Raw genomic sequence first — 13473 nt, forward strand, 5'->3', positions numbered from 1 at the left:
AATTTTTCTAATAAAGTCGCCCATTCAAAATAGGCGGAAATAACAAGGGGCTGTCCAGTAGTTTTACCGGACAGCCCCTTGTTATCTATTAGTGATGCTCTGCTTCTGCTTCTGGAGTTGATTCGTTTGGAATGATTGCAGCGATAATAATAACTAATACGCTGAATACTAATGATACGATTACGCCATTCATGAAGTTAAAATCTACACTTAATACAGAACTTACTACATAGTTTAGCATTGAAACTAATAAGAATGACCAAAAGAACGTAATGATATATTGCATCAAATTCACCTCATTGAACTTATTTATAACGTTATTGTGAAATTACATCTTCAATATCATACCACAAGCATTCATGAAATTAAAAGGGCGAATCAAATTATTCTTCAAGTTGTCATAAATGCTTGTTTTTATTGCTTTTTTTATGTAGAAATTAACACGGAAAAAGAGAAGAATAGCTCGAAGCTGGTTGTCTAAAAATGGAACGATTTTGTACATCCGCTCCTTAAAATTTTAATCAAAAGAAAAGTAGGAGAACTTCCGTCTGCCATCAAGTTCATAAAGATGTTTTACCAAATAGTATAGCCGTTTTAACCGAAAGAAAAACAAGAATAAATCCCCAATCCCTCTTTTTCCATAAATTTTAATTGTGTTAAAAATAATTATGTTCTATAATTAGTACCAACTACTAATAATTAGTTATATTTTTTGATTCATGAGAAAACAAGGGGGCTATTATATGAATGCCGGTATTATAGGGATGGGGAAATATGTTCCGGAAAAAGCTATAGCAAATAAGGATTTTGAAAAAGTTTTAGATACATCGGATGAGTGGATTCGTTCTCGGACAGGTATTGAAAACCGTTTTATCGCTGAGAATGAAGAAACATCGGATTTAGCATATAAAGCAGCAGTGCAAGCTATTGAAAAAGCAGGTATAACACCAGACCAAATCGGTCTTATCGTTGTTGCCACGGTTACGCAGGATCAGAATTTCCCGAGTGTGGCGTGTCAAATTCAAGAGCGACTTGGAATATCGGGATGTGGCGCAATGGATGTGTCCGCTGCGTGCTCAGGATTTATTTATGGAACAGCCATTGCAAAACAATTTATTGAGAGCAATAGCTATGAATATGTGTTAGTAGTAGGTGTTGAAAAACTTTCGAAAATTGTAGATTGGGATGACCGTAACACAGCTGTTCTATTTGGGGATGGTGCAAGTGCAGCTGTTCTCGGAAAAGTTTCGGAAGGGCGCGGTATTTTGGCGTTCGAACTTGGAGCTGACGGAACAGGCGGCAAGCATCTTTATTTGAATCCTAAAAATCATATTGCGATGAATGGTCGTGAAGTATTTAAATTTGCGGTTCGTCAAATGGGAGAATCAGCAGTAAATGTAATCGAAAAGGCAGGCATGACGAAGGAAGATGTCGATTATTTAGTACCGCATCAGGCAAACATCCGCATTATGGAAGCCGCAAGAGAGCGTCTTGACTTACCAGAGGAAAAAATGTCTAAGACAATCCAGAAATACGGCAATACATCTGCTGCTTCAATCGGTATTTCAATCGTTGAAGATTTGGAATCAGGTAAAATCAAAGATGATGATATTGTTGTTTTAGTAGGCTTCGGCGGAGGCCTTACATGGGGAGCACTCGCATTAAAGTGGGGTAAATAAGGACATTGACTGGAATATGGGGGGATGGAACGAATGATAAAATCGTCACGTCCTGTGACAATGAATTTGTGACCAATACCGTATTGGCCCCGACCCGAAATGAAAATAAATCTTTAAATAGGGAAAAGAACTTAACTTAGAAAAGGGTGTTAAATAATGGAGAAAAGAAGAGTTGTTGTTACAGGAATCGGTGCAGTATCGCCAGTAGGGAACAGTGCAGAGCAAGCATGGGAAAATGTAATTGCAGGCAAGTCTGGTATTGGACCATTAACACGAATTGATACGAGTAAGTTTACTGTGTCGGTAGCGGCAGAAGTAAAAGACTTTAATATAGAAGATTATATTGAAAAGAAAGAAGCGCGCAAAATGGATCGCTTTACACATTATGCGATCGCCGCTTCAATGATGGCTGCAAAAGATGCCAACTTGACAATAACAGAAGAAATGGCGCCACGAGTAGGTGTATGGATCGGTTCAGGAATCGGCGGAATGGAAACACATGAACAGCAGTTTCTAACATTCCAGGAACGCGGTGTTCGCCGTGTGAGTCCGTTCTTCGTACCGATGATGATTCCGGATATGGCATCTGGACAAGTGTCGATTTATCTAGGGGCAAAAGGGGTAAACTCTTGTTCCGTAACGGCTTGTGCATCGGGAACAAACTCAATTGGTGACGCATTTAAAGTAATTGAACGCGGAGATGCGGATGTGATGATTACAGGTGGAGCAGAGGCGCCGATCGTAACAATGGCGGTTGCAGGCTTCAGTGCAAACACAGCTTTATCGTTAAATCCGGACACGGCAACTGCATCACGTCCATTTGATAAAAATCGCGACGGCTTCGTTATTGGCGAAGGTGCAGGGATTTTAATTTTGGAAGAGTATGAACATGCAAAAGCGCGCGGTGCAAAAATTTACGGTGAAGTCGTTGGATATGGTTCAACAGGAGATGCCCATCATATTACAGCACCGGCTCCGAACGGTGAAGGTGCAGCACGTGCGATGCAAATGGCAATCGATGATGCACAAGTATCGCCTGACCGAGTTGGTTATATTAACGCACACGGTACGAGCACACCGTATAATGATTTATTTGAAACACAGGCAGTCAAAACTGTTTTTGGTGACCATGCCTATAAATTGGCAATGAGCTCAACGAAAAGTATGACAGGCCATTTATTAGGTGCAGCAGGCGGGATTGAGGCAATCTTTACGGTACTTGCATTGAAGGAAGGCATTTTGCCGCCGACAATGAATTTACACGAACCTGATCCAGAATGTGACCTTGACTATGTACCAAATGCCGCGCGAAAAGCGGAAGTTGAATATGCATTAAGCAATTCACTTGGCTTCGGCGGACACAATGCTTGTTTATTATTTAAAAAATTTACTGATTAATAAAATGACAAAAAACGAACGTGCTTCTTCTATCGCACGTTCGTTTTTCGTATAGTTGTACGAAGGATGGTGTTTTGACACGTTTCGTACTTTTTTTATTTTTTTATGGGCTCAGTGTCATGTCGATCAGTAATATGATTTTATACTTGAATTACCGCACGCTCGGTTATTCATGGCATGCTGTATTAATGTACATTGTACATGGAGCAGAGTTGTATATGCTGCTTGTTGCTATTTTCGGGATGATTAGCGTCGTTTACGGCCTAATCCCATCGCGTTCTCCATTTTCTTGAGTGTTTTAGAGGCAATGGCATTCGCTTTTACTGCACCCTCATCCAAAATTTCATCAAGTTCAGGTGAGTCGATCAGTGCATAATAGCGTTCTTGAATTGGTGTTAAGTGTTCAATAACAGCCTGTGCTACTCCAGCTTTAAAATCACCATAGCCTTTGCCTTCATACTTTGCTTCTAAATCAGCAATTGCTGTTCCGGATAAGGCAGATTCAATAATAAGCAAGTTTGATACACCTGGTTTGTTTTCGATATCAAATTTAACGATTCCCTCAGAATCCGTTACAGCAGATTTGATTTTCTTCTCGATTTCTTTTGCTGTATCAAGCAGGCGAATCGTCGCTTTTGAATTAGTATCGGATTTTGACATTTTTTTAGTCGGCTCTTGCAATGACTTGATACGAGCGCCTTCTTTCGGCAATTGAATATCAGGAATCGTTAATACGTCATTGTAGCGCTTATTAAAGCGCTCAGCTAAATCGCGCGTTAATTCAATATGCTGCTTTTGGTCTTCGCCTACTGGTACGATGTCTGTATTGTACAGAAGAATATCGGCAGCCATTAACGGCGGGTATGTTAAAAGTGCGGCAGAAACGGATTCTTTACCTGTTGATTTGTCTTTGAACTGTGTCATACGCTCTAATTCGCCGATTGAAGCGACACATTGCAGCATCCAGCCGGCTTGTGCGTGGGCAGGGACTTCTGACTGAATAAATAAAATCGATTTTTTCGGGTCAATGCCACATGCAATATACATTGCTGCCAATGAGCGGATATTTTTACGAAGCTCCAGGCGATCCTGTGGCACGGTAATTGCATGCTGATCCACGATGCAATAAATGGCGTTGTTGTTTTCCTGTAAAGCAGGGAACTGTTTAATCGCTCCGATGTAGTTCCCTAAAGTAATAGTTCCTGTTGGTTGTACACCTGAAAAGATTGTTTTCATTGGGTGTTCCTCCTTAAAATCAAATGAAAATAAAAAAACATCATGCGTCCTCTATTCGAAAATAGAAGGGACGAATGATGTTAAAATCCGCGGTACCACCCAGCTTGCCTTAATTGGCCACTTTGCTTCGTAACGTGAAGGCGACGAGCTGGACTACTAATAGAAACGTTCATCAAGCTAACTCGGAAGTCCATTCCATTTAACGAATGATCTGTTTGCACCAACCACAGACTCTCTAGGCATTCTCATTAAATGTACTACTCTTCGTCATCGTTTTTCATAATCTTGAAAGGATTATAACGTAACTAATGAAAAGAAAGCAATTGTTTTATTTAAAGAAATATGAATAAAACGAAGCAAAAATGGAAATAGTAGTAAATAGATATTTATATTATATGAAATGGCATTGTATTTTCTGATTTTTTTCTCAATTACATTTCGTTAAATGAGAAAAAACTCCGAAAAATAGGACGTTTTATTTTAGTATTATATGGGTAAAATTTATTATGGCACAAAATTATAGAAAGCGTGCTTATTAGAGAGAAATACGTAATAAAATTTATTACGTAAGTTGAATTATTTGTTGACATTGTATATTCAAACATGGGTTATTCATGTATAATGGGAACAGAATCTTAAATTAAATTAATTCTAAATTGAGTTTTACTTATACATTTGTGCTTCTTCATTTACAGGAAGCAACATCTAGCAATTGAATTTGAAATCAATTAGAGAGGGAGTGAGCCAATGTTAGTAACATTATTTACTTCACCAAGTTGTACTTCATGTCGAAAAGCAAAAGCATGGTTAGAGGAACATGATATCCCATATACAGAACGTAACATTTTTTCCGAGCCACTTACAATAAGTGAAATCAAAGAGATTTTACGAATGACAGAAGATGGAACAGATGAAATTATCTCGACGCGTTCGAAAATTTTCCAGAAGTTGAATGTTGATGTTGAAACATTGCCATTACAACGATTATATGAGCTTATTCAGGAATATCCGGGACTATTACGTCGTCCGATTATTTTAGATGAAAAACGTCTGCAAGTTGGTTATAACGAAGATGAAATTCGTCGATTCCTGCCTCGTAAAGTACGAGCATACCAGTTGCAAGAAGCCCAGCGCATGGTTAACTAAATATACCGCTCATGATGTTACGGATGCATATTGTGCAATTGTAGCATCTTTTTTTTATTTTAGAACATATTAGAAAGAGACCTTGAGGACTTGATTTAAAATGTTCCGTGCAATACAATTTCAATTATTCAAATAATTTACACCGAATAATGTTTTTCCTTTTCATTTTAATCCAATCCATCATACAATAGAGTTATAGATACTTCTAATATTTAAAAGTGTCTAAGTTCCGATGCAATAGAACGCCATATTGTATGCCACTTGGAAATAAAGCGACGTTCTATACAATGACTGTGAAGGGAGTTGAGGTCTAATGGACATCGAACGCATTAATGAAAATACGCTAAAATTATTTATTACGTATAGTGATATCGAGGACCGCGGTTATACACGCGAAGAAATATGGTACAATCGCGCAAAAGGTGAAGAGCTTTTCTGGGATATCATTGGTGAAATAAATACAGATGATTATTTCGATTTAGATGGTCCAATTTGGATTCATATTAACGCTTCAGAAAGTGGATTGGAAGTCGTTGTTACACGCGCGTCTGTAGGTAATGACTCCGAAACTTCTTCAATGGTTGGCAACTTTGAGGATGACCTTCATATATCAGATCAATTAAATGAAATGGAAGAATCGATCTTCAATGCGATTGGCAAAGCAGCAAAAGAAGAAGAACAATCGCTTGAAAACGCCCGATTCCGATTTAAAGATATTGACGAACTAATACCTCTTGCAAAACGCGCAGCACCGTTAGGAATAGAGTCCGTGTTGTATAAATGGGAGGATTACTACTATTTATATGTAGAGTTAAAAGATATGGAAAGCCAGGAAGCGAGAGATATCATCGCTTTATGTACTGAATATTTACCGGCTTCCAAAATTACAGCACACCGCCTTGAAGAGTATGCGGATACAATCATTGCTGAAGACTGCTTCGAAACAATCATTACGTATTTTGAGTAGGAAAGCAGTTTATGAAAGCCACCTGATTTTAGGTGGCTTTTTTGTGTTTGAGAATTGGCAGGAAAGAAAAAAGTGGATGGAGAAATGTAGAACGCAGCTTGAGGAAAGTAGAACTTGGTGAGGCAAAAGTGGAAGTTCATATATAAAATTAGAATTTCTTTGAAAAAGCAAGTTTCCAATAGTTACTATTTATAAGTTGAAATAGAATATGCATTTCATTAAGATTGATAAAAAGGAGTGGAAGCAAATGCTGGTCGCAATGACCGAACAACAGCAATTATTCCATTTAACGTCGAAATTTCCAATGGATGAACTGCAAAGATTAAAAAAACAGCAATCCTTTTTCTGTCCCCTATGTAAAGAACAGCTTTTATTAAAGGCTGGACAAATAAAAATTCCGCACTTTGCACATCAAAAAAATAGTGAATGCGATTCTTTGTTTTCGGAAGGGGAATCTGCTGCACATCTCCTTGGGAAACAACAACTCTTCCAACAATTTTCGAACCTTCAGCTACATCCCGTTCTTGAACCGTATATACCGCAGCTTCAACAGCGACCGGATCTTCTCCTTACATTTAAAGATCGTCAATTTGCAATTGAATTTCAGTGCAGCCCAATCGGGTATCCATCTTTTCATCAGCGTACAAACGGCTATCTGCATGCCAAAATAACACCAATATGGATTCTGCACACGCCCGAGAAATTCAAAAATCCCGGTATCGTAAAAATTTCAATCAATCATACACATTCCCAGTTTATGCAACAGTTTAATAAACAGAAATTCCTCATCACCTATGATGTAAAAAGTGAAACCTTCTACTATATTAGCAATTTAATCCACCTTCATAAGTTGCAGTATTTTGCTGTTGTTAAGTTATTGCCCCTCAGTCAACAACGTTTTCCGCTCTTAGTACCAGAAAAAGTATCGGAACCCCAGTTCCATCGACTTCTGAAAAACTTCAGTAAATACCGGGATCGATATATCAAGCCCCGTCTATTATTAAGCAAAAAAGGGGTTAACGATCGATTTTTCCGTTCAATTTATGAATTAAGGCTAACGATGACGGATTTACCGATTTTTTTAGGGATTCCTGTCTGCAATACGCATGCTTTTAATCAATTTTGTATAGAATGGCAAGTAGAGTTTTTTCATTTTATGGACTACCATTCGCTCACTCCTAAAACGATGAATGTACATGCAATTCCTTATTTTTTCAAATGGAGTCAATTGGAGCTGACGAATGAGCGGAAAGCAGCGGTAGAGCATTATTTAGCAATTTTAAGACATCTCAATATTGAGCAACTGGATGAAAATATAGCCGAGGAACAACTTTTTAATGTTCTGTACGACGAATTGGTTGCATTTGGATGTTGAAATTGTTTAAATAGATTTATAATTTCGAATATCGGAATAGTAGGAGGCAAATAAATGGCAAAGCAAATTTTAACGCGTGAAGAAGTACCTGAGCAATTAACATGGGATTTAACAACAATTTTTGAATCCGATGAAGCTTGGGAAGCTGAGCTGAAAGAAGTGGAGCAATTATCAAAAAAAGCTTCGGATTATAAAGGGAAAGTAGCGGATAGTGCTGAAAGCTTATACAATACATTGCAATTCAGCGATGCATTATACGAGCGTCTGAGCAAGTTATATGTATATTCACATTTGAAGCATGATCAGGATACTACGAATAGTAAATACCAGGATCTTGATGGTCGTATTCGCTCTGTTCTAACAAATGCAGGAGCAGCGTGGTCATTTATTACGCCTGAAATTTTAGCATTGGATGAAGCGACATTAAACAGCTATTTGGAAAGCTATGAACCACTTTCACTATATGAACAAAGCCTGAAAGAACTGAACTTGGGTCGTCCCCATATTTTATCTGCGGAAAAAGAAGAGCTGCTGGCACAATTTTCTGAAGTGACATCGACAGCTGGCAAAACATTCAGCGCTTTAAACAACGCAGATTTGGAATTCCCGAAAATTATAGGGGAAGATGGAGAAGAAGTACAAATTACGCATGGTAACTATATTACAATGCTTGAAAGCGACAACCGCGAAGTCCGTGAGGCAGCATTTAAAGCTGTTTACAAAACTTACGGCCAATATAAAAATACATTTGCGACAACTTTAGCAGGGAATGTAAAAGCGCATAATGCTAATGCAAAAGTTCGTAATTACAATTCAGCGCGCCATGCAGCATTAAGCAATAACTTCATTCCTGAAAAAGTGTATGACCAGCTTGTTTCGACAATCCATGACTATTTGCCGGCACTGCACCGTTATGTAGAGCTTCGTAAAAAAGTCCTTGGTGTCGATGAACTGCATATGTACGATCTGTTTACGCCGCTTGTTAAAGAAGTGAAAATGGAAGTAACATATGACGAAGCAAAGAAAACGATGGTAGAGAGCTTTGCACCACTTGGTAAAGAATATCAGGAAATCGTCCAAAAAGGTCTGGAAAGCCGTTGGGTAGACGTGCTTGAAAACAAAGGGAAACGCAGCGGTGCGTACTCTTCTGGAACATTCGGTACAAATCCGTATGTGTTAATGAACTGGCAAAATAATGTAAATAACCTTTATACACTGGCACATGAATTCGGCCACTCGATGCACAGTTACTATTCACGTGCCAACCAGCCGTATCAATATGCAGATTACTCGATTTTCGTTGCAGAAGTGGCTTCAACGTGTAACGAAGAACTATTATTTGATCACTTAATGAAAACATTGGATGATGATAAGCAGAAAATCTATTTATTAAATCAATGGTTGGACGGTTTCCGTGGTACTGTATTCCGTCAAACTATGTTCGCTGAGTTTGAGCATATGATTCATGAATTAGATGCAAAAGGCGAATCGATTACATCGGAAAAATTAACAACGATCTATTACGATCTAAACAAACAATACTTTGGCGATGCAATGACTGTAGACGAGGAAATCGGTCTGGAATGGGCACGTATTCCACACTTCTACTACAACTATTACGTATATCAGTACGCAACAGGTCAATCAGCGGCAACGGCATTATCTAAACAAATTTTAGAAGAAGGCGAACCGGCAGTTGAGCGTTATATTAACAACTTCCTTAAAGCAGGCTGCTCGGACTTCCCAATCGAAGTATTAAAAGCTGCAGGTGTAGATATGGAATCTCCGGAACCAATCGCACTGGCATGTAAAGTATTCGAAGAGAAATTAGAAGAGCTTGAAAAATTATTATTGAATAATTAATAGTTTGTGAAAACGCATCTGTTTCAGGTGCGTTTTTTGCTTGAAAAAATGGAAATTTACTTCAGTCTGGTGAGGGATGAAGAAAAGGTCTTAGGAGAAGCTATTAGATATAATAGCTTAGAGAATGTTGATATATCGGCGTTTGAGGCGGGGAATCAAACACGAATTTATGACATTTTGTTTTAAACCTTATTTCTTCATATGGAAACGCTTACTATATGGCAAATTTGTGAAATCGTCAAAGATTCATTGCAAGAAATATTATTCCATGATAGAGTAATACTCGTGAAATAAATCACATAACAAACATACACCCCTTTGTTTGAACGTGAACATTTCTCCCATCCCCTTTGTGAAAAAGAGGCGTCCTATTTCTCGAGAATAAGGCGCCTCTTTTGTTTTTGTCTTACGAATTACGGAATGGGAAAGAGAGTTTTACTTAATCGGGAAAATGTTCTGTATTGGCTTCAAAGGTTTCTATATTTCAGGGGAAACATACTACTTACTCCCCAAAAAATTCTATTTTTACAATTCAAACGTCGGAAAAAAGAAAAAATACACCTCTTTTTAAAAACAGCTCTAAATCCCTCACAATAGCTTTTTCCTCCCTCCTAACTACTTACTAAGCAAGTTCTCATTTCAAGCCATTAGAAATGAACAGAGGAGTAAATTTACCTATATCTATCCTCATATCAACAAAAATCTCTACTTTACTGATTGAATTCCAAATATCTTGCAGAAACATAAAAAAACCAGCCTGCTGAATGCATAGCTGGTGAAAATAATGTATAAGTGCGTTTTATAGATAATTTAGTAGGTCGTACGTTCTTTTGCACGCCAAAGTGTAATTTCGTCGGTCATTATGCGTTCTACTTTTTGCTGAAGCATACGTTTCTTTAATTCGCGTTCTGCCAATTGTTCATTGATCGAGTAGATTTCGGCTACTTCAGCTGTTGTAAGGGTGCTGAATCGATCGAATAACTCGTCTAATGCGGGAACCGGTTGGCGAATTAATTCTTCTCCTAGCAATTCTGCTAAAATATGCTCGTAAACTTCATAATTATAAGAACCGCTTACTTTCAGGCCTTCATCTTCAATGCATTCATTGAAAAATACTATGCTTGGAATTTCTTCAACTTCCATTTCACGAGTTAAATATAAATCGCATTGGAACGCACGAGCTGCTTCTTTTGAACCAAAGTCCGACACGAATTCATCCATATCAAGATTGACTTGCTGTGCGATTTCAATTAATGTCGCGTGTGAATTGATGTTGCGTGTATTAAGTGTTGCTACTTCCTGAACTTTGTTTAAATAGCGGAAACCTGCACGCTTTCCTTGAAGTTCGGCCGCTTTAATTGCAATTGAAGGTAATGCTGGATGTGTAATATCCAATTCCGCTCCGGAAACACAGCCTTTCATTCGGCTCGTCATGCTGTTTAGAGCAGCGAGTTCCGTACTAAGGACATATCGACATGTAAAGTAATGACCGTATTCTACTTGCAGTTTACGCATTGTCGTTTGTAGGGCTAATGCTTTTCCGCAAAGAGGGTCAATAAAAATATAAAGCTCAATCGGTTTATTACATGTAGATGGTGCTACAGGTTGCTGTAAAAGTTGGACATTATTCACTCAAATCCCTCCTCATCATTTGGGGCGTTGACCATATGGTGAGCAGTCATAACGAGACGCTTATAGTAAACTTCACGGAATTTACCGTCCAAGCCTACTTCGTCCATCGCCTCTGCCATACATTCAAGCCATGCCTGGGCACGATCGGGTGTAATTTTAAAATGCATATGTCGCGCACGCATCATCGGATGGCCATGTTCTTCCGAGAAAAGGTTAGGCCCCCCAAGATACTGCGTTTGGAATTGTATTTGTTTACGAATTGTTTCCGTCAGATCTTCAGGAAAAATAGGAATTAATAAAGGATGCTTCGCCACTCGAGAGTAGAACGCGTTAATTAATTCAGAAAGCTTTTCAGCACCGAGTTCCTCATAAGGAATCGTATATTTTCGATTCATTAGTTATACTCCTTTGTGTCTTTCTTTGCCAGTATATGAAATATGAATGTCATGTAAGTAATGTAAATTTCATTTAGGCGATACAATCATTCTAGCAACGTAGGGCCATTTTAACAAATAAAGTGCCCTGCCAAAAAAATTGAAGAGCATTTCACATCTATTATCAGTACGGTGGAATTGTTGATTTAATAGGTTTCCACACTGATTTTCCAACTAATACAAATTAGAGCATTCCAGGAACATAAACAATTAAATCTCAAAATTCCTTTTGGCTTTCGTCTTCAAATCTCCACGCTTAGTACCCCGGTTTTTATAAAAAATTTACACATTCATATAGTTTATTATTTTTTTGACATAGTTTTGAGTTTCCTGGAAAGGTGGGATACCCCCATATTTTTTTACATTTCCAGGACCTGCATTGTACGCAGCAAGCGCTGTTTCGACATTATTATCAAACTGGTCGAGCATTTGGCGTAAATATTTTGCGCCCCCCATAATATTTTGTGCAGGGTCAAAACGGTCAGATACCCCTAAATAGCGTGCAGTTGCAGGCATGAGCTGCATTAACCCGGATGCACCGGCAGCACTAGTGGCAGACGCATTGAAGTTCGACTCCTGTTTAATGACGGAAGTAATCAGTTTTTCAGGTAAATTGTATTTCTGAGAGGCAGCAGTAATTTCTGCTTGATATGTCTCGGCACCGGCAAAGAAATTTGCTACATCGGTCTTTCTTGTAAAATCCGTCATATACTGTTCAATTGTGGATGTTTCATTACTTGCTGAAAGGCTATTGAATGCGCCCGGTAAATTCGTTAAGTTAGCTGAATTGTTCAACAAAAACGATGCGATATAGTTTTGAGCAGACGAGCTTTGCTGCTGCGAATTAGAAGTTTGTTCGGGATCCGTTAACTGCTGGAAAGTGCTCACATCACCAAGTCCGTTTAGCGAACTTGATAAAGACTGTCCGTCTAAAATGTCGCTCATTAAATCGGAAAATAAAGTCGACGTAGATGATGATAATACACTTGCGCTTGACTGATTGGATGTGTTTAAATTCTGCATTGCCTGAAGTTCAAGCAATGTTTTCATTGATGAAATATCCATCACAGCACCTAGCCTTTCTGTTTGTTTAAAGCCGTCATAAAGCGCACTATTTTCTTTTGCGCAGGCTGTGGCTCAATTTCATGATGTGCCAAAAATTCAGAGAAAATTTCTTTTCCGACTGCTTCATCATGTGTCTCATATTCTACCTCATAATCGTCGCAGTGCAAATAGAAAGAATGGTCAAATACGAGCAAACCGCCTTTGTATGGGAGTTCTACACGGTCAGTCGTCAATGTTCCGTAACAGTGTAAATCGACAACGGGAATATTAAATAACTCCAGCCTTTCACTTACAGAATACGGGGGTACTCCATCACCGGCCAGCATACGATCTGCTTCCTCACGTGTTAAATAATCTGTCGTTTCTAAATGCTGGTGTTTCGAAGCTTTCTCTTTTAACGTAAATTCAATCGAATCTTCCACGACACGAATTCGTAGAGCACTGTGAATTTGTTTTAAATGGTTTTCTTTTGTATCAAAGTAGTGGTTAACTTGGCGAATAATTTGTTCGCTTTTTATGGAGAATGTTTCAAGAAGCTGTTCGTACTGTGATTTTGTTAGCATATTCTTAAATTCTATTTCAATTTGCTGTGTCATTTTCATCGTCCTTTTTAATAATAGTTTTCAATTAAATCCAATGGCTGAAAGAAGTTAAACGTTTCTGCACCAAATGAGTGTC

At 38.4% G+C, this 13473-nt stretch carries 12 protein-coding genes and 1 other annotated feature; of the genes, 6 read left to right on the plus strand and 6 right to left on the minus strand.

The features are described from left to right. Positions 1 to 88: 88 nt before the first annotated feature. Positions 89 to 286 (minus strand): YjzD family protein, encoded by a 198-nt coding sequence (locus ABS917_RS17345; RefSeq protein ID WP_008403579.1) that lies wholly within the window; start codon positions 284 to 286, stop codon positions 89 to 91. A gap of 457 nt (positions 287 to 743) precedes the next feature. Between ABS917_RS17345 and ABS917_RS17350 the strand changes: the two genes are divergently transcribed. After that, entirely contained in the window at positions 744 to 1679 is a 936-nt protein-coding gene (locus tag ABS917_RS17350; RefSeq protein WP_350480171.1) for a beta-ketoacyl-ACP synthase III, read from the plus strand. 156 nt (positions 1680 to 1835) lie between these two features. Further along, positions 1836 to 3077 carry a beta-ketoacyl-ACP synthase II gene (fabF, locus tag ABS917_RS17355; protein WP_350480172.1) on the plus strand — a complete coding sequence of 414 codons (1242 nt, stop codon included), beginning with the start codon at positions 1836 to 1838 and terminating at the stop codon, positions 3075 to 3077. Between the two features lie 246 nt (positions 3078 to 3323). Here the strand turns inward: fabF and trpS are convergent, their stop codons facing one another. Then, a complete protein-coding gene (gene trpS / locus ABS917_RS17360; RefSeq protein ID WP_350480173.1) occupies positions 3324 to 4313 on the minus strand; it encodes a tryptophan--tRNA ligase in 990 nt (329 codons plus the stop codon). A gap of 63 nt (positions 4314 to 4376) precedes the next feature. Beyond that, positions 4377 to 4593, minus strand: a binding site (T-box leader). A 467-nt stretch (positions 4594 to 5060) separates the two neighbouring features. Here trpS and spxA point away from each other — a divergent pair. The 4 genes from spxA to pepF all read left to right on the plus strand — a co-directional run bounded on the left by spxA (position 5061) and on the right by pepF (position 9664). Then, entirely contained in the window at positions 5061 to 5459 is a 399-nt protein-coding gene (gene spxA, locus ABS917_RS17365) for a transcriptional regulator SpxA (RefSeq protein WP_008403575.1), read from the plus strand. A 313-nt stretch (positions 5460 to 5772) separates the two neighbouring features. Then, positions 5773 to 6426 carry an adaptor protein MecA gene (gene mecA / locus ABS917_RS17370; protein WP_350480174.1) on the plus strand — a complete coding sequence of 218 codons (654 nt, stop codon included), beginning with the start codon at positions 5773 to 5775 and terminating at the stop codon, positions 6424 to 6426. A gap of 247 nt (positions 6427 to 6673) precedes the next feature. Beyond that, complete coding sequence (locus ABS917_RS17375) at positions 6674 to 7801, plus strand: competence protein CoiA (protein ID WP_350480175.1); 1128 nt, start codon at positions 6674 to 6676, stop codon at positions 7799 to 7801. A 54-nt stretch (positions 7802 to 7855) separates the two neighbouring features. Continuing rightward, complete coding sequence (pepF, locus tag ABS917_RS17380) at positions 7856 to 9664, plus strand: oligoendopeptidase F (protein ID WP_350480176.1); 1809 nt, start codon at positions 7856 to 7858, stop codon at positions 9662 to 9664. A gap of 810 nt (positions 9665 to 10474) precedes the next feature. Here pepF and ABS917_RS17385 read toward each other — a convergent pair. The 4 genes from ABS917_RS17385 to ABS917_RS17400 form a co-directional block, all read right to left on the minus strand. Beyond that, positions 10475 to 11296, minus strand: coding sequence for a DsbA family protein (locus ABS917_RS17385; protein WP_350480177.1), 822 nt, complete (start codon positions 11294 to 11296; stop codon positions 10475 to 10477). Further along, the gene (locus ABS917_RS17390) at positions 11293 to 11691 is read right to left on the minus strand and encodes a globin domain-containing protein (RefSeq protein ID WP_008403570.1); all 399 of its coding nucleotides are present in this window, start codon (positions 11689 to 11691) and stop codon (positions 11293 to 11295) included. The genes ABS917_RS17385 and ABS917_RS17390 overlap by 4 nt, the downstream gene beginning before the upstream one ends. Before the next feature lie 321 nt (positions 11692 to 12012). Next, positions 12013 to 12795: a lytic transglycosylase domain-containing protein gene (locus tag ABS917_RS17395; protein WP_350480178.1), complete on the minus strand. Its 783-nt coding sequence runs from the start codon at positions 12793 to 12795 to the stop codon at positions 12013 to 12015. A gap of 8 nt (positions 12796 to 12803) precedes the next feature. After that, the gene (locus ABS917_RS17400; protein ID WP_350480179.1) at positions 12804 to 13391 is read right to left on the minus strand and encodes a CYTH domain-containing protein; all 588 of its coding nucleotides are present in this window, start codon (positions 13389 to 13391) and stop codon (positions 12804 to 12806) included. Positions 13392 to 13473: the final 82 nt, after the last annotated feature.

The organism is Solibacillus sp. (genome assembly GCF_040273735.1).
Lineage (GTDB): Bacteria > Bacillota > Bacilli > Bacillales_A > Planococcaceae > Solibacillus.